This window comes from Streptomyces sp. NPDC051740 (assembly GCF_044453165.1).
Lineage (GTDB): Bacteria > Actinomycetota > Actinomycetes > Streptomycetales > Streptomycetaceae > Streptomyces > Streptomyces atrovirens.
Map to the genome: position 1 here is coordinate 141,267 of NZ_JBITCL010000004.1, position 16,503 is coordinate 157,769.

Sequence of the window (16,503 nt, forward strand, 5' to 3'; positions counted from 1 at the left end):
GGACGGCATCCGTCCGCACCCGGCGCAGAACCGCGGCGCCGACCGAGTCGTCTCCTCCTCCGCCGGACCTTCACCCGCCTCGCCAACGAGGCACCGTTCGACCTACTTCCTAGCCCGGGAGGACGTGTCCCATGGATGCCGCCACCGTGGGCATCGCCGTACTCGTCGGCGTCGCCCTGCTGCTCGTGCTCATCGGCCTGCTCGTCGTCTCCAAACTGTTCCGCAAGGTGGAGCAGGGCAAGGCACTGATCGTCTCCAAGGTCCGCAAGGTCGATGTGACCTTCACCGGGTCGGTCGTGCTGCCGGTGCTGCACAAGGCCGAGGTGATGGACATCTCGGTGAAGACCATCGAGATCACCCGGGCCGGCAAGGAAGGCCTGATCTGCCGGGACAACATCCGCGCGGACATCCGCATCACGTTCTTCGTCAAGGTCAACAAGGCCGTCGACGACGTCATCAAGGTCGCCCAGGCCGTCGGTACCGCGCGGGCCAGTGACCGCAACACGCTGCAGGAGCTGTTCCACGCCAAGTTCTCCGAGGCGCTGAAGACCGTCGGCAAGCAGATGGACTTCACCGACCTGTACACCAAGCGCGAGGAACTGCGGTACCGGATCATCGAGGTCATCGGCGTCGACCTCAGCGGCTACCACCTCGAGGACGCGGCGATCGACTACCTGGAGCAGACGCCGCTGACCCAGCTCGACCCGGGCAACGTCCTCGACGCGCAGGGCATCCGCAAGATCACCGAGCTGACGGCCGTGGAGCACGTCCGCACCAACGAGGCCCAGCGCAACGAGCAGAAGGAGATCACCCGGCAGGACGTCGACGCCCGCGAGGCGATCCTGGAGCTGGAGCGCCGGCAGGCCGACGCCGAGATCAAGCAGCGCCGGGAGATCGAGACCGTGCGGGCCCGCGAGGAGGCGGAGACCGCGCGGGTGGTGGAGGAGGAGCGGCTGCGGGCGCAGAGCGCCTTCCTGCGCACCGAGGAGCAGCTCGGCGTGCAGCGCGAGAACCAGGCCCGTGAGGTCGCCGTCGCCGCCAAGAACCGCGAGCGGGTCATCGCCGTCGAGAGCGAGCGCATCGAGAAGGACCGGCTCCTCGAGGTCATCGCCCGGGAGCGGGAGACCCAGCTGACCCGGATCGCCGCCGACAAGGAGGTCGAGGCGGAGAAGCGGGAGATCGCCGAGGTCATCCGTGAGCGGGTGGCGGTGGACCGTACGGTCGCCGAGCAGGAGGAGTCGATCAAGAAGCTGCGGGCGGTCGAGGAGGCGGAGCGGCAGCGGCAGGCCGTGATCATCGCCGCGGAGGCCGAGGCGCAGGAGAAGCTGGTCAAGGACATCAAGGCCGCCGAGGCCGCAGAGCAGGCCGCCACGCACCGCGCCGCTGAGGAACTCACCCTCGCCGAGGCCCGGTTGAAGACCGCCGACCTCGACGCACGGGCCAAGCTGCGGCTGGCCGAGGGCGTCCAGGCGGAGTCCGCGGCCGAAGGGCTGGCCGTCGTCCAGGTCCGCGACAAGGAGGCCGACGTCATCGAGAAGGCGGGCCGCGCCGAGGCCGAGGCCACCCAGGCACGGCTGCGCGCGGAGGCCGAGGGGGCGCGGGCCAAGGCCCTCGCCGACGCGGAGGCCATCAGCGGCAGGCTCCGCGCGGAGGCGGCCGGCCTCACCGAGAAGGCGGCGGCGATGGCCGCCCTCGACGAGGCGTCCCGCGGTCACGAGGAGTACCGGCTGCGGCTGGAGGCCGAGAAGGACATCCGGCTCGCCGGACTGGACGTGCAGCGGCAGGTCGCCGAGGCGCAGGCCACGGTCCTCGCCACCGGACTGGAGAACGCGGACATCAGCATCGTCGGTGGCGAGTCGGTCTTCTTCGACCGGCTGGTGTCCTCGATCGCCCTCGGCAAGAGCGTGGACGGCTTCGTCCGGAGCTCCGAGACCGCGCAGGCACTCGCCGGTCCCTGGCTGGACGGCTCGGCGAGCTTCACCGACGACCTGAGCCGGATCCTGGGCTCCGTCTCCACCGCCGACGTGCAGAACCTCACGGTGTCCGCGCTGCTGATGCGGCTGATGCAGCAGGGCGGTGAGAACACCGGACGGTTCAAGGAACTGATCGAGAAAGCCGGTGAGCTGGGCCTCTCGGACACACCGCTGGCCGCGCTGAACGGCCACGCCAGGGCCTGACCACCCTCCGGGGGGGGGGGGGGGGGGGGGGGGGGGGGGGGGGGGGGGCGGGGGGGGCGGGGCCGGGGGGGCGGGGGGCGGCGCCCCGCGCCCCCCCCCCCCCCCGGGCCCCCCCCCCCCGCGGGGGGGGCCCCCCCCCCCGGGGGCGGGCGCCCCCCGACCGCATCTTCCGAGAGGCAGCCAGCCATGACCACCGGCACCCACGAGCCCACGAACACGGCCCCGCGCGGAACGCCGGGCCCGGGCACGCCCGGAACCGGCGCCGCTCCCGGCCGTCCCGGGACCGGCGCCTCTCCCGCTGCCGCGACCGGTGCCCTCCACGGCACGTCCGGAGCGAGCGGCTCCGAGGGGGCGCCCGGCGCGGGCCGTTCCCGGGGGACCTCCGGCGCGGACCGGACGCAGGGCGCGCCCGACGGGGGCCGGTCCCGGACGGCATCCGGCCCGGGAGGGCACGGCGGGGCGTCCGGGCAGGGCGGATCCCGCGGGGCGTCCGGGCAGGGCGGATCCCGCGGGGCGTCCGGCGCGGACACCGCTCGTGAGCGGGCCGGCGCCGGCGGGCCCCACGAGCCGTCCCGTACGCCCGCGCCGGGCGGGACCGACGCGGCGGTCGACGGCGGCGCCTACCAGGTGCTGCGCGACCGCCTCGCCGACCGGGCCACCGAACTCGCCCGCCGTGCCGAGGCGTTGAACCACCGCCGCGCCGAGGAGTTCGGCGCCCCCGAACTGCGCCTCACCGGCACCGAGCGGCTGCGCACCGACCGCACCGCCGTGCCCCGCGACATCGTCGCCGTCGGCGACGTACTCCTCTTCGGATACGAGGCCCGGCCCCGGCCCGAACGGGACACCACGGTCGCCGACGTCCTCGCCCCGCACGACCGCGACCTCGGCCGCCTCCCCGACGACGCCGTCCCCGGACTCCTCGACGACCCCGGCTTCGTCCGCGAGTTCGCCGCCCTGCACCGCTACTACCGCCAGGCCCGCCTGCTGCGGCTGCGCCGGGTCGACGGCAAGCTGCTCGCCGTCTTCCAGACCGGCGAGAAGACCGGCGACATCCGCGTGCTGCGCTGGACGATCCCGGAGGACGGCCGGTCGGCGGTCTTCCTGGACGCGCGCGGCGACCGCGACCACGCCCGCACCCCGCCCGCCGACATCGACTGGACGCCCACCACCCGCGAGGACCACGTCCTCGGCCGCCACTCGCACGTCTCCGTCCAGGGCGAGGTGTTCGTCGACACCCTCGGCGGCACCCTCACCGTCAAGACCGAGAACGACACCGCCACCCCCGACGGCATCCACAGCGAACCGGTCGACGAGCCCCTGCAGTCCCTCGCCGACGCCGAGATCGCCCACGCCCGCGTCGGCCCCCTGATCCTGCTGCGGATCCTCCCCTACAAGGAGACCGCGCCCCGCCACCTCGTCTTCAACACCCTCACCCGGTCCGTCGTCCGCCTCGACGGCATCGGACAGGGCCCCCGCCGGCTCCCCGACGACCAGGGCATCGTCTTCCCCGGCGGCTACTGCCTCGCCGCCGGCCCCCACAAGACGTACGAACTCGACACCACTGGGATGGAGTTCGCACACGAGGTGCGCTCGCCGCACGGCGAGGACGTGCTGTACGTCTTCCACGCGCCCGGACGCGGACGCGCGCTGCTGCTGTCGTACAACCTCATCCGCGAGGCGGTCGCCACCCCGATGGCCTGCCACGGCTGGGCGCTGTCCGACGACGGACTCCTCGCCCTGCTGCGCCCCGACGGCGACGAACCCGCCCGCGTCCACCCCGTACAGCTGTGGCACTCGCCCTACGTCTCCGACACCCACGCCGCCGCACAGCCCGTCGGCGAGGGCCCGCTGGCCCGGGTCGGCAACGCCGACCTCGTACGCGGCATCTCCGACTGTCTGTCCCTGGCCCGCTCCGTCGCCGAGACCACCCCCACCACCGAGGTGTACACGGCCCTGGTGGCCGCCTGCGTCCGCGCCCTGGACACCCACCACTGGCTGGGCGACAGCGAACTCGGCGATCTGCGCGCCCCGTTGACGGAGATGCGGGCCACCGCCGACCAGGTGCTGGCCGAGTTCGAGACCGTACGCGACCTCACCCGCCGGGCGGCCGAGGCGCTCGACGAGGCGGCGGACCGGATCGCCTCGGTGGTGCGCCGGCTGCGCGGCGAGCAGCCCCGCGAGGCCGCCGCCTGGGTCACCGGACTCACCGAACTCCGCCACGCCCAGGGGCATCTGCTGACCCTGAAGGACACGCGGTACGCGGACCACGCCCGCATCGACGCCCTCGCCGACGGGGCCGAGGCCGACCTCGCCTCCTTCGGGCAGCGCGCGATCGCCTTCCTGGCCCGCGAGGACGCCTTCGCCGCCCATCACGCGGACGTCGAACGGCTGGTCGCCGACGCCGAGTCGGTCACCACCACCGCCGAGGCCGCCCCGGTCGCCGCCCGCCTGGACGAACTGGCCGACGGGCTGCGCACGGTGACCGAGGTGGTCGCCGGGCTCGACATCGCCGACGCCACCGTCCGCACGGCCGTCCTGGAGCGGGTCGCCGAGGCGATGGCCGGCGTCAACCGTGCCCGCGCCACCCTCGACGCCCGCCGCCGGTCCCTCCTCGACCGGGAGGCGCGCGCCGGTTTCGCCGCCGAACTCTCCCTGCTCGGCCAGACGGTCACCGGTGCCCTCGCGGTGGCGGACACCCCGGAGGCCTGTGACGAGCAACTGACACGGGTGCTGGCCCAGTTGGAGGCCCTGGAGTCCCGTTTCGCCGAGTTCGACGACGTCCTCGGCGAGCTCGCCGACCGGCGCACCGAACTCTACGAGGCGTTCTCCGCCCGCAAGCAGAGCCTCTCCGACGCCCGCGCCCGCCGAGCCGAACAGCTCGCCTCCGCCGCCGCCCGCGTACTGGAGACGATCACCCGGCGCTGTGCCACGCTCCCCGACACCGACGCGGTCAGTACCTACTTCGCCTCCGACCCGCTCGTCACCAAGGTCCGCCGCACCGCCGACGAACTGCGCGGACTCGGCGACCGCGTCCGCGCCGAGGAACTCGACGGACGGCTGCGCTCCGCCCGCCAGGAGGCCGCCCGCGCCCTGCGCGACCGCACCGACCTCTACGCGGACGGCGGACGCGCCATCCGCCTGGGCGACCACCGGTTCGCCGTCTCCACCCAGCCCCTCGACCTCACCGTCGTCCCGCACGGCGACGGCCTCGCGCTCGCCCTCACCGGCACCGACTACCGCGCCCCCGTCACCGACCCCGCCCTCCTCGCCGACCGCCCCCTGTGGAACCGGCACCTGCCGTCCGAGTCACCCGGGGTCTACCGCGCCGAGCACCTCGCCGCCCGCCTGCTGCGCGAGCCCGGCCCCGACGCCCTGACCGGCGCCGACGACCTCGCCGCCCTGGTCCGCCGGGCCGCCGAGGAGGCGTACGACGAGGGGTACGAGCGGGGCGTCCACGACCACGACGCCACCGCGATCCTCACCGCCGTACTGCCCCTGTACGCCCGCGCGGGCCTGCTGCGCCACGAGCCCGCCGCCCGCGCCCACGCCCTGCTGTACTGGACGCACGGCACCACGGCCCAGGAACGCGCCGACCTCACCCGCCGCGCCCGCTCCCTGGCCCGCGTCCGCGACGCCTTCGGGCCGCCGCCCGCCCTCGACGCGCTACGGAGGGAACTCGCCGGGGCCGTACGCGAATGGGACGGGGGCGCCCCCGCCCGCCCGGAGGCCTGCGCCGCCTACCTCTTCGAGGAACTGACCACCGGCCCCGAGGGCTTCGTCATCAGCGCCCGCGCCCGCGCCCTGCTCGACGCCTTCCGCCGCACGGTCGCCACCGGGGCCTACGACGACGACCTCCCCGCCCTCGCCGGCCTCACCGCCCGCCGCCAACTGGTCGAGGCCTGGCTGACCGCGTACGCCGCGACCACCGGAGACGAGCCGGCCGCCGGCGACCTCGCCGAGGCCGTGGCCGCCGAACTCTGCCCGGACACGCCCCGCCACACATCGGACGCCCCCCTGACCGCCACCGTGGACGGTCTGCTCGGCACCCACCCCCGGATCACCGACCGCCGCCTCGCCCTCCGCCTGGACGAATTCCTCGCCCGCACCGAGGAGTTCGGGGAGCGTGACGTACCCGCCTTCCGTGCCTTCCAGCGCCGCCGCACCGCCCTGGTGACCGCCGAGCGCACCCGGCTGCGCCTGGACGACCACCGGCCGCGCGTGATGTCGTCGTTCGTCCGCAACCGCCTGGTCGACGAGGTCTACCTCCCGCTGGTCGGCGACAGCCTCGCCAAACAGCTCGGCACCACCGGCGAGTCCGGCCGCACCGGCACCGGCGGCCTGCTGCTGCTCGTCTCCCCGCCCGGCTACGGCAAGACGACCCTCATGGAGTACGTCGCCGACCGCCTCGGCCTGGTGCTGGTGAGGATCAGCGGCCCCGCACTCGGCCACGCGGTCACCTCGCTCGACCCGGCCGAGGCACCGAACGCCACCGCCCGCCAGGAGATCGAGAAGATCAACTTCGCGCTCGCCGCCGGCAGCAACACCCTCCTGTACCTGGACGACATCCAGCACACCTCGCCCGAACTGCTCCAGAAGTTCATCCCGTTGTGCGACGCCACGCGCCGGATGGAGGGCGTGTGGGAGGGCGAGCCGCGCACCTACGACCTGCGCGGGAAGCGGTTCGCCGTCTGCATGGCCGGCAACCCCTACACCGAGTCCGGCGAGGCCTTCCGGGTCCCGGACATGCTGGCCAACCGCGCCGACGTGTGGAACCTCGGTGACGTCCTCACCGGCAAGGAGGACGTCTTCGCGCTCAGCTTCGTGGAGAACGCCCTCACCGCCAACCCGGTGCTCGCCCCGCTCGCCGGCCGCGACCGCGCCGACCTCGACCTGCTGATCCGCCTCGCCGAGAACGACCCCACCGCCCGCGCCGACCGCCTCACCCACCCCTACGCCCCCACCGAACTGGACCGCGTCCTGGCGGTGTTGCGCCACCTCCTCACCGCCCGCCGGACCGTCCTCGCCGTCAACGCGGCCTACATCGCCTCCGCCGCCCAGTCCGACGACGCCCGCACCGAGCCGCCGTTCCGCCTCCAGGGCTCCTACCGCAACATGAACAAGATCGCCCAGCGGATCCAGCCCGTCATGAACGCCGCCGAACTGACCGCCGTCATCGACGACCACTACACGGCCGAGGCCCAGACCCTCACCACGGGCGCCGAGGCGAGCCTGCTCAAGCTCGCCGAGCTGCGCGGCACGCTCACCCCCGACCGGGCGGCCCGCTGGACCGAGCTGAAGGCGGCCCACGTCCGCACCCTGACCCTGGGCACCCCCGACGAGGACGCCCTGACCCGCGCGATCGCCGCCCTCGCGCTCCTCGGCGACCGCATCGCCGCCGTCGAGTCGGCCATCACCCGCGCGGCGGACCCGCGCCGACCGCCGGCCGGCCCGGGGACCCCGCACGCGGCCCGGCAGTTCCCCGAGGGCACGGACGTGCCGCCTGCGCCCCTGTGATCGCGCCGGTGGAGGGGCCGGCCGCCCGTCCCTCACGGGACGTGCGGGTCGCCGCCGGTGGTGGACGCGGCCACCAGGGCCGCCAGTTCCTCCGGGGAGCAGGGAGCGGCGGCCGTGCCGGTCACCAACCCCTGCGCCCGCAGCAGCCGCCCGACCACCACCCCCCACGGCAGCCGCAGCCCCGCCGCCGCGAGGAGATCCGTGCGGGACAGCATCTCGGGTGCCGGGCCCGTGTGCGCGCCGGACGGGGTGAGCAGGGCCGCGTCGTCGGCCCAGCGCAGGGCGAGGTCCACGTCGTGGGTGGCCATGACGACCGTCGTGCCGTTCTCGCGCAGGCCGTCGAGGGTCGCGAGAAGGCGTTCCTGGCCGTCGGGGTCCAGGCCCGCCGTCGGTTCGTCGAGGATCAGGACGCGGGGCCGCATGGCGACCGCGCCCGCGATGGCCGTCCGCTTGCGCTGCCCGTAGGACAACAGGTGCGTGGGACGGTCGGCGAGGGCGGTGATGTCCAGCGCGGCGAGCGACTCCGCCACCCGGGCGCGTACCTCCGTGTCGGACAGGCCGAGGTTGAGCGGCCCGAACGACACGTCCTGGCCGACGGACGCCGCGAACAACTGGTCGTCGGGGTCCTGCACCACCAGTTGCACGGTGGTGCGCAACGCCGTCAGCCCTTTGCGGTCGTGGCGCACCGGACGCCCCTCGACGGTCAACTCGCCGCCCACCGGCCGCAGTCCACCGCTCAGCAGCCGCATCAGCGTCGTCTTCCCGCTGCCGTTGCGCCCCAGCAACGCCAGCGCGCGCCCCTCGCGCACCTCGAAGTCCAGGCCGCTGAGCACGGGCGGGCCGTCCTCGTACGCGAACGACGCGCCCCGCAGGGCCACCAGCACGGACTCGCTCACGACAATGGCCTTTCCAGTACGAAGGTGAGGGCGGCCAGTGCCGCGAGGAGCGCCACGCTCAGCGCCGTGAACCGGACGGAGACACGGGCCTCGGGCACCAGCACGCGCAGGGTGCCGTCGTAACCGCGTCCGGCCAGCCCGGTCTGCAGTCGCGCCGCCCGGTCGAAGGACCGGACGAACGCGGTCGCGCCCAGCCCGCCCAGCGAACGCCACGTCGCCGCCCGGGTGGTGTGCCCGAGCCGGGCCGCCTGCGCCTCCCGGACGCGGCGCACCGAGTCCAGCAGCAGGAAGCTCATCCGGTACGTCACCAGCGCCACGTCCACGAGCGGCGCCGGAACCCCGGCCCGCACCAGACGCGGCAGCAGATCCGACATGGGCGTGGTGAAGGCGAACAGCAGCACGCCCAGCGAGGCCGCCGACGTGCGCAGCATCAACTCCCCGGCGCGCAGCGGCCCGTCCTCGGCCCAGGACACGAACCCGTCCGGCCCGCCCACCCGCACCAGCAGCGTCAGCGCCCCGGTGACGCAGAAGCCCAGCGGCACCCGGTACGCCCGCCACAGCCGCAGTCCCGGCACCCCCGCCGGGCCGAGCAGCACCACGAGCGCCGTCACCAGCACCAGGGCCGCGCCCGGCCACGGCGGCAGCGAGACGGCGAGCAGGGTGAGCCCCAGCCCCAGCACGGCCTTGTCCACGGGATGACGGCGGCGCCAGCGACTGCTGTGCGCCGCCGCGTCGATCGGCAGCACGTGCCGTCAGACCCGTCGTCGTTCGGAGACGGCCCCGTCACCGGCGTCCGCGTCCGTCCCGGCCCGCAGCCGTGCCAGCGCCCGCTCCTCCCCCTGCCGCCGCCCGCGCCGCAGCCCGAAGTAGTACGTGAGGACGCCCGTGCCGATCGCCGCCTGGAGGGCGAACAGCGCCGACTCGATCTCCCCGGACGGCGGTTCGTACAGCGGGGAGAACCACGGCTCGTAGTCCGGGTCGATCTCGGTGATCGCCGTCTCCGCCTCGGCGTCCGCGCCGGTGAACGGCTCCTCCTTGTGGTCGCCGAGCCCGAACACCAACGGGATCACGGAGAGCGCGGCCACCAGCACCAGCAGCAGCATGTTGATCTTCGCGTCGCGGCTCATCGGGCCACCGCCTCCGCCGGGTCGGACGACTTCGCCGTCCTCCGCCCGGCCGCCGACGTCACCAGCACGCCGAGCCGGGTCAGCTCCCCCTTGCTCGACTGCACCAGCATGCGCGTCACCAGCACGGTCAGCAGCCCCTCGCTCACCGCGAGCGGGATCTGCGTCACGGCGAAGATGGAGCCGAACTTGCCCAGCGCGCCCCGGAATCCGCTCCCCGGGTCGGGGAAGGCGAGCGCCAGCTGCACGCTCGTCACGCAGTACGTCGACAGGTCGGCGACGAACGCGCCGAAGAACACCGCCACCATCAGCGGCACGTCGTACCGGCGCAGCAGCCGGTAGACGCCGTACCCGGCCCAGGGGCCGACGATCGCCATCGAGAAGACGTTGGCGCCCAGTGTGGTCAGCCCCCCGTGGGCGAGCAGCAGCGCCTGGAACAGCAGGGTGATGGTGCCCAGTACCGCCATGACCGGCGGCCGGAACAGGATCGCGCCCAGACCCGTGCCGGTGGGGTGGGAGCAACTCCCGGTGACCGACGGCAGTTTCAGCGCGGACAGGACGAACGTGAACGCTCCCGACGCGCCGAGCAGCAGCGTGCTCTCGGGATGTTCCCTGACTTCACGGATGAGCGACCGGGCTCCGTGGACGACGAACGGCGCCGACGCGGCGCCCCAGGCGACCGCGTGCGCCGGTGGCAGAAAACCCTCGGCTATGTGCATGGCTCAGCAGACCCTCTCCAGCACCTCGTGGATGGTTGACGTGCCTTGGCCGGTCTCCTGGCTGACGGGTACCACCGCCCGTGCTCCGCCTTCCCGGGCCCTAGGGCCCAGTGGCCGTCCGTGAGGACTGGAGCCGGACTTCCCGATCACAGTGGCGAGGGCCGCACCGGTATCGCACCGATTTCCCGTCACCAAGGCGTGGTGACAGTAGTGCCCGTTCCGGTCCGGTGACAAGCGGTCACAGGGGGCGCGCGGACGGCGCCCGACGGCTCGCACCCCGGCGCACACCTGCGCACTTGACACGAGCGGCACCGTCCGTCGGGGCGGGGGAGTGGGGGGCCGCGGTCCTGGGCAGTACCTTACTGCAATTAATATGCAACAACGATTTCTGGGCAACAGGGATGTGAGGTTCGATGACGACCCGACGAATACGGGGTACCGCCGCCGCGGTCGCGATGGCCGGTGCGGTAGCCGCCTGCTCGGCGCCGGGCGACGGCGGCGCGGACGGCGGAGCGTCCGCCGAATCCGTCGTGATCGGGGTCCCGTCCGAACCGGACACGCTCAGCCCCCTGCTCGGCTACGGCAAGGACGGCAACTCCAAGATCTTCGACGGACTCCTCGCCCGCGACGCCGGCATGAAGCTGAAGCCGGCCCTGGCGAAGGCGCTCCCCGAGGTCACCGACGGCGGCCGCACCTACACGTACACCCTGCGCGACGGCGTGAAGTTCAGCGACGGCGAGCCGCTGACCGCCGACGACGTGGTCTTCACGTACGACACCGTGCTGGACGACAGGACCAACAACACCGCCAAGAGCGAACTGGACGCCGTCAAGGAGGTCCGGGCCGACGGCGACGACAAGGTCGTCTTCACCCTCGACTACCCCTACGCGGCCTTCGCCGCCCGCACGGTGCTGCCCGTCGTCCCCGAGCACATCGCGGGCGGGCAGGACCCCGACACCGGCTCCTTCAACACCGAACCGATCGGCACCGGACCGTACGTGCTCACCGGCTGGAGCAAGGGCGAAAAGCTCACCTTCAAGGCCAACCCGGACTACTGGGGCGGCGCCCCGAAGGTGAAAAAGCTCACCATGGCGATCATCGCCGACGACGACGTCCGCGCCACCCGGCTGCGCTCCGGTGACCTCGACGGCGCGACCCTCCCGCCCAACCTCGCCGCCACCTTCGGGAACGACGGCGGCAGGAAGACGTACCGGGCGACGTCGTACGACTTCCGCGCCGTCACCCTCCCCACCGGCGACCCCGTCACCGGCGACACCGCGATCCGCCGCGCCCTGGACCTCGCCGTGGACCGCGAGACCATGGTCGACAAGATCCTCGACGGCGCCGGCCGCCCCGCCTACGGCCCGCTGCCCGTCGACGACCCCTGGTTCGCCGAGGACGCCGAACGCTCCCAGGACCTCGACGAGGCCGGGAGCATCCTCGACGAGGCCGGCTGGAAGGCCGGCGAGGACGGCATCCGCGCCAAGGACGGCCGCGCCGCCCGCTTCACCCTCTCCTACCCCTCCGGCGACAAGGTCCGCCAGGACCACGCCCTGGCCTACGCCTCCGACGCCAGGAAGGCCGGCATCGACGTCAAGGTGGAGAGCGCCACCTGGGAGGTCATCGAACCCCGGATGAAGCACGACGCCGTCCTCGCCGGCTTCGGCAGCACCGGTGACCCCGACTTCGGCCTCTACACGCTGCTGCACTCCTCCCTCGCCGGCGACGGCTTCAACAACATGGCCCGGTACGACGACCCGGCCGTGGACGAGGCCCTCGACACCGGCCGCCGCAGCCAGGACCCCGAGGACCGCAAGGCCGCCTACGAAACCCTCCAGCGCGAACTGGTGAAGAACCCCGGCTACACCTTCCTCACCCACATCGACCACATGTACGTCCTCGCCGACCGCTGGAAGGACCTCACCACCCAGACCGAACCCCACGAACACGGCTTCGCCAGCGGCCCCTGGTGGAACGTCGAGGACTGGCAGCCCACGGCATGACCGCACTCCCCTGGGGAGAGATGACCCGGCTCACGGCACGGCGGTCCCTGTTCGCCGTGCCCGTGCTGCTGGTCGTCACCTTCGGCGTGTTCGCCGTCGCCGCCGCCTCCCCCTTCGACCCCGTCAAGGCGTACGCCGGCACCGCCGCGCTCGGCGCCGACCAGGAGACCCTGGACCGGCTGCGGGAGAACCTCGGCGTGGACCGGCCGTTCACCGCCCGCTGGTGGGACTGGCTGACCTCCGCGTCCGGCGGCGACCTCGGCCAGTCCACCGTGATGCGCCAGCCCGTGGCCGAGGTGATCGGCGAACGCCTGGTCTGGTCGGCCCTGTTGTGCGCCGTCGCGTTCGCCGTCGCCGTCCTGCTCGGCACCGTGCTCGGCGTCCTCGCCGCCCGCCGCCCCGGCTCGCTCCTCGACCGTACGGTCACCTCCCTCGCGTACGCCCTGGAGGCCGCCCCGGTCTTCTGGATCGCCCTGCTCGCCGTCTGGCTGTTCGCCCTCGAGCTGGACGTCCTCCCGGCCGGCGGCCTCACCGACACCGGCAGCGACCAGGTCACCCTCGGCCAGGTCACGAGCCACCTGATCCTGCCCGCAGGCGTCCTCGCCGTCTCCCAACTGCCCTGGTTCACGCTCTACGTCCGTCAGGGCGTCGGCGACGCCCTCGCGGAGGACCCCGTGCGCGGCGCTCGCGCCCGCGGCCTGAGCGAACGCACCGTCCTGCTCGGCCACGCCCTGCGCTCCGGACTGCTCCCCGTGCTCACCCTGATCGGCTCCCGCGTCCCCGAACTCATCACCGGCGCCCTGCTGGTGGAGACCGTGTTCAGCTGGCCGGGCATCGCCGCGGCCACCGTGGAGGCGGCCACCTCCGTCGACTTCCCGCTGCTGGCCGCGCTGACCACCCTCGCCACCGCCGCCGTCCTCGCCGGAAACCTCCTCGCCGACCTGCTCTACGGACTGATCGACCCGAGGGTGAAGCTGAATGAGATGTGACCTCCATGGACGTGACACCCACGGATGTGACCCCCATGGCTGCTGACACCACCGCCGTGACGAAGACGGTGTGGCGCGCGCACGGCACCGCCCGCCGCTCCACCCACACCCTCCGCCTGCGCGTCTCCGCGACCCTGGTCGCCGTGACGGTCCTCGCGGTGCTCCTCGTACCGCCGCTGGTCCGACTCGACCAGCAGGCCGTCGACCTCGCCGCCAAACTCCTGCCGCCGTCCTGGTCCCACCCCTTCGGCACCGACGACGTGGGCCGCGACCTGCTGCTGCGCTGCGTCTACGGGCTCAGGGTGTCGTTGCTGGTGGGCGTGGTGGCCGCCCTCACCGCCACCGTGATCGGCACCGCCGTCGGCGCCACCGCGGGCGCGCTCGGCGGCTGGGCCGACCGCGCGGTCATGCGCCTGGTCGACACCTTCTCCTCCGTACCGCACCTGCTGCTCGGCGTCTTCATCGTCGCCATGTTCCGGCCGGGCGTCTGGCCGGTGGTGATCTCCGTCGGCCTCACCCACTGGCTGTCCACCGCCCGGATCGTCCGCGCCGAGGTCCTCTCGCTGCGCTCCCGCCCCTACATCGACGCGGCCGTCTCCGGCGGCGCCTCCCGGTGGCGGGTCGTCGTACGGCACCTGCTGCCCGGTGTGCTGCCCCAGGCCGGCCTCGCCGCCGTCCTCATGGTGCCGCACGCCATGTGGCACGAGTCGGCCCTGTCCTTTCTCGGCCTCGGCCTGCCCACCCACACCGCCAGCCTCGGCACCCTCATCCAGGGCGCCCGCGGCTCCCTGCTCGCCGGACAGTGGTGGCCGACCCTCTTCCCCGGCCTGTTCCTGATCATCCCCACGCTCGCCATCGCCGGCCTCGCCGGTGTCTGGCGGGAGCGGATCAACCCCCGCCGCCGATCGGAGCTCACGCTGTGACCGAGCAACCTGCCGCACCGTCGGTGGAGGATGCGGCGATCCCGCATGCGGCGACGGCCGGGAGTCTCCCGCCGCCGTCCACCGGCGCCGCGACGACCGGGCGACCTCCCGTGCTGTCGGTGCGCGGCCTGTCCGTACGCTTCCTGCTGCCGGGCGGGCGCCGGATCGCCGCCGTCACCGACGCCCGCTTCGACGTGGCGCCCGGCGAATGCCTCGCCCTGATCGGCGAGAGCGGCTGCGGCAAGTCCGTCCTCGCCTCCGCCCTCCTCGGCCTGCTCCCCGCCAACGCCCAGACCGCGGGCCACGCCCACCTCGGCGACCTGGACCTGCTGACCGCCGACGAACGCACCCTCGCCCGCACCGTGCGGGGCCGCCGCATCGGCCTCATCCCGCAGAGCCCGGCCGCCCACCTCACCCCCGTACGCACCATCCGCTCCCAACTGGAGGAGGCGGTCGCCCAGCTCACCGGCGTCCGGGGCCGCACGGCCCTGCGCACGGCGGCCGAACAGGCCGCCGAACGCGCCGGGTTCCCGCCGGGCCACCTCGACCGCCACCCCCACGAACTCTCCGGCGGCCTGGCCCAGCGCGCCGCCACCGCCCTCGCCCTGGTGGGCGGGGCACCCCTCCTGCTGGCCGACGAACCCACCACCGGCCTGGACCGCGACCTGGTGGACCGCACCGTCGACGAACTGCGCCGCCATGTCGACGCCGACGGCGACCGGGCGCTCCTGATGATCACCCACGACCTCGCGGCGGCGGAACGCATCGCCGACCGGGTGGCGGTCATGTACGCGGGCCGCATCGTCGAACTGACCGGAGCAAGCGCCTTCTTCGGCACGCCGGGGCCCCGCCACCCCTACAGCCGAGGCCTGTTGCAGGCTCTCCCGGACCGGTCCTTCACCCCCATACCCGGACTGCCCCCCGAACTCGGCGCCCTCCCCGACGGCTGCGCCTTCGCGCCCCGTTGCGACCGCGCCACGGACACCTGCACGACCCTCCCGTCCTTCACCGGGTCGGTCGCCTGCCACCACCCGGCCCCGGCACCCACCCCCGAGGACATCCGTGCTTGAACTGCGCTCCATCACCGCCGGATACGACCGACGGGCCCCCGCCGTACGGGACGCCACCCTCAGCGTCACCCCCGGGGAGTCCGTCGGCCTGCTCGGCCCCAGCGGCTGCGGCAAGTCCACCCTGGCGAGGGTCGCCGCCCTCCTCCACCGCCCGGACGCCGGGGAAGTCGTCCTCGACGGCACCCCCGTACACCGCTGGCGTCACCGCGCCCCGCGCGAACTGCGCACCGCCGTCGGCGTCGTCTTCCAGCAGCCCCGTCTCTCCGCCGACCCGCGTCTGCGCCTCACCGACCTGATAGCGGAACCCCTGCGCGCCACGGGCCGCCGCTCGTCCGTCCCCGACCGGGTGGCCGAACTCGCCGGAACCGTCGGCCTGACCCCCGACCTGCTCACCCGCCGCCCCCACGAGGTCAGCGACGGCCAGCTCCAGCGCGCCTGCCTCGCCCGCGCGCTGGTGCTGCGCCCCCGCTGGCTGATCTGCGACGAGATGACGGCCATGCTGGACGCGTCGACCACGGCCGCACTGGTCGGGGTCGTCGAGGCCTACCGCACCTCGACCGGCGCGGGCCTGCTGGCCGTGGGCCACGACCGGACCCTCCTGAACCGCTGGTGCGACCGTACGGCCGACTGGAGGACGGTCACCGGATGGTGATGTCGCGCCCCTGAATGATGGTGTTGTTGTCCCTGGCCTGTACCGTCGCCGTCACCGTGCCGGGGCCGGACGGACCACTCCGCTGCGGCAGGAGGGGAGCCAGCTCCTGATCCAGCACGCGTTGCAGCTCCCGTGCCAGCCCCGGATCGTTGTTCACCAGCCGCTGGAGCTTCCGCTGCCAGTCCTGGGCGAGCCCGGTCTCCGCGTCGGTGTCGGCGGCGCCGCGCGCCGCGAGGACCTCCTCGCGCACCTCGTCCAGTTCCTCCTCGATCGCGGTGACCCGTGCGGGGTGCACCCGCCGCCACAGGTCGACCACCGAGGTACGCGCCTGCTGCCAGGCGTCGGTCGCCATCGCACTCACCAGGGCGGTCCCGGCCGCCACTACCACTGGATCCACGCTGTCTCCCCTGTTCCGGTCGTGTCGGTCATGCCGTGC

General features: G+C 73.8%; 12 protein-coding genes and 1 riboswitch. Of the genes, 7 read left to right on the forward strand and 5 right to left on the reverse strand.

Features of this window, described 5'->3' with window-relative positions; genetic code table 11:
• Positions 1 to 131: 131 nt before the first annotated feature.
• Together ACIA6T_RS08695 and ACIA6T_RS08700 are read left to right on the forward strand one after the other, a co-directional pair.
• Positions 132 to 2,177 (forward strand): SPFH domain-containing protein, encoded by a 2,046-nt coding sequence (locus ACIA6T_RS08695; RefSeq protein ID WP_399445826.1) that lies wholly within the window; start codon positions 132 to 134, stop codon positions 2,175 to 2,177.
• Positions 2,178 to 2,363: 186 nt separating this feature from the next.
• Positions 2,364 to 7,691 (forward strand): DNA repair ATPase, encoded by a 5,328-nt coding sequence (locus ACIA6T_RS08700; RefSeq protein WP_399445827.1) that lies wholly within the window; start codon positions 2,364 to 2,366, stop codon positions 7,689 to 7,691.
• Between the two features lie 32 nt (positions 7,692 to 7,723).
• Here ACIA6T_RS08700 and ACIA6T_RS08705 read toward each other — a convergent pair whose 3' ends face one another.
• From ACIA6T_RS08705 to ACIA6T_RS08720, 4 genes are read right to left on the reverse strand one after another with little or no spacing between them, the layout of a single operon-like run.
• Positions 7,724 to 8,587 (reverse strand): energy-coupling factor ABC transporter ATP-binding protein, encoded by an 864-nt coding sequence (locus tag ACIA6T_RS08705; protein WP_399445828.1) that lies wholly within the window; start codon positions 8,585 to 8,587, stop codon positions 7,724 to 7,726.
• Positions 8,584 to 9,333, reverse strand: coding sequence for a cobalt ECF transporter T component CbiQ (cbiQ, locus tag ACIA6T_RS08710; protein WP_399445829.1), 750 nt, complete (start codon positions 9,331 to 9,333; stop codon positions 8,584 to 8,586). The genes ACIA6T_RS08705 and cbiQ overlap by 4 nt, the downstream gene beginning before the upstream one ends.
• 6 nt (positions 9,334 to 9,339) lie before the next feature.
• Complete coding sequence (locus tag ACIA6T_RS08715; RefSeq protein WP_399445830.1) at positions 9,340 to 9,714, reverse strand: energy-coupling factor ABC transporter substrate-binding protein; 375 nt, start codon at positions 9,712 to 9,714, stop codon at positions 9,340 to 9,342.
• The gene (locus ACIA6T_RS08720) at positions 9,711 to 10,430 is read right to left on the reverse strand and encodes an energy-coupling factor ABC transporter permease (RefSeq protein WP_399445831.1); all 720 of its coding nucleotides are present in this window, start codon (positions 10,428 to 10,430) and stop codon (positions 9,711 to 9,713) included. Before ACIA6T_RS08720 ends, ACIA6T_RS08715 begins: the two co-directional genes overlap by 4 nt.
• A 29-nt stretch (positions 10,431 to 10,459) precedes the next feature.
• Positions 10,460 to 10,641, reverse strand: a riboswitch (cobalamin riboswitch).
• 202 nt (positions 10,642 to 10,843) lie between these two features.
• Here ACIA6T_RS08720 and ACIA6T_RS08725 point away from each other — a divergent pair.
• Genes ACIA6T_RS08725 through ACIA6T_RS08745 form a run of 5 tightly spaced genes read left to right on the forward strand, consistent with a single transcriptional unit; the run spans position 10,844 to position 16,067 of the window.
• Complete coding sequence (locus ACIA6T_RS08725) at positions 10,844 to 12,433, forward strand: ABC transporter substrate-binding protein (protein WP_399445832.1); 1,590 nt, start codon at positions 10,844 to 10,846, stop codon at positions 12,431 to 12,433.
• Positions 12,434 to 12,453: 20 nt separating this feature from the next.
• Complete coding sequence (locus ACIA6T_RS08730) at positions 12,454 to 13,422, forward strand: ABC transporter permease (RefSeq protein ID WP_399446063.1); 969 nt, start codon at positions 12,454 to 12,456, stop codon at positions 13,420 to 13,422.
• A gap of 35 nt (positions 13,423 to 13,457) precedes the next feature.
• Positions 13,458 to 14,345, forward strand: coding sequence for an ABC transporter permease (locus ACIA6T_RS08735; RefSeq protein ID WP_399445833.1), 888 nt, complete (start codon positions 13,458 to 13,460; stop codon positions 14,343 to 14,345).
• A gap of 38 nt (positions 14,346 to 14,383) precedes the next feature.
• Positions 14,384 to 15,415 (forward strand): ABC transporter ATP-binding protein, encoded by a 1,032-nt coding sequence (locus tag ACIA6T_RS08740; protein ID WP_399446064.1) that lies wholly within the window; start codon positions 14,384 to 14,386, stop codon positions 15,413 to 15,415.
• Entirely contained in the window at positions 15,408 to 16,067 is a 660-nt protein-coding gene (locus tag ACIA6T_RS08745) for an ABC transporter ATP-binding protein (protein WP_399445834.1), read from the forward strand. Before ACIA6T_RS08740 ends, ACIA6T_RS08745 begins: the two co-directional genes overlap by 8 nt.
• Here ACIA6T_RS08745 and ACIA6T_RS08750 read toward each other — a convergent pair.
• On the reverse strand, positions 16,054 to 16,464 hold the full coding sequence (locus ACIA6T_RS08750; protein WP_399445835.1) for a hypothetical protein: 411 nt from the start codon (positions 16,462 to 16,464) through the stop codon (positions 16,054 to 16,056). The two genes, ACIA6T_RS08745 and ACIA6T_RS08750, sit on opposite strands and share 14 nt — an antisense overlap.
• Positions 16,465 to 16,503: the final 39 nt, after the last annotated feature.

What these genes read in the sequence shown, in the direction of transcription:
- ACIA6T_RS08695 (WP_399445826.1), top strand. Translation starts at nt 132, where the DNA reads ATGGATGCCGCCACCGTGGGCATCGCCGTACTCGTCGGCGTCGCCCTG.
- ACIA6T_RS08700 (WP_399445827.1), top strand. Translation starts at nt 2,364, where the DNA reads ATGACCACCGGCACCCACGAGCCCACGAACACGGCCCCGCGCGGAACG.
- ACIA6T_RS08715 (WP_399445830.1), bottom strand. Translation starts at nt 9,714, where the DNA reads ATGAGCCGCGACGCGAAGATCAACATGCTGCTGCTGGTGCTGGTGGCC.
- ACIA6T_RS08720 (WP_399445831.1), bottom strand. Translation starts at nt 10,430, where the DNA reads ATGCACATAGCCGAGGGTTTTCTGCCACCGGCGCACGCGGTCGCCTGG.
- ACIA6T_RS08725 (WP_399445832.1), top strand. Translation starts at nt 10,844, where the DNA reads ATGACGACCCGACGAATACGGGGTACCGCCGCCGCGGTCGCGATGGCC.
- ACIA6T_RS08730 (WP_399446063.1), top strand. Translation starts at nt 12,454, where the DNA reads ATGACCCGGCTCACGGCACGGCGGTCCCTGTTCGCCGTGCCCGTGCTG.
- ACIA6T_RS08735 (WP_399445833.1), top strand. Translation starts at nt 13,458, where the DNA reads ATGGCTGCTGACACCACCGCCGTGACGAAGACGGTGTGGCGCGCGCAC.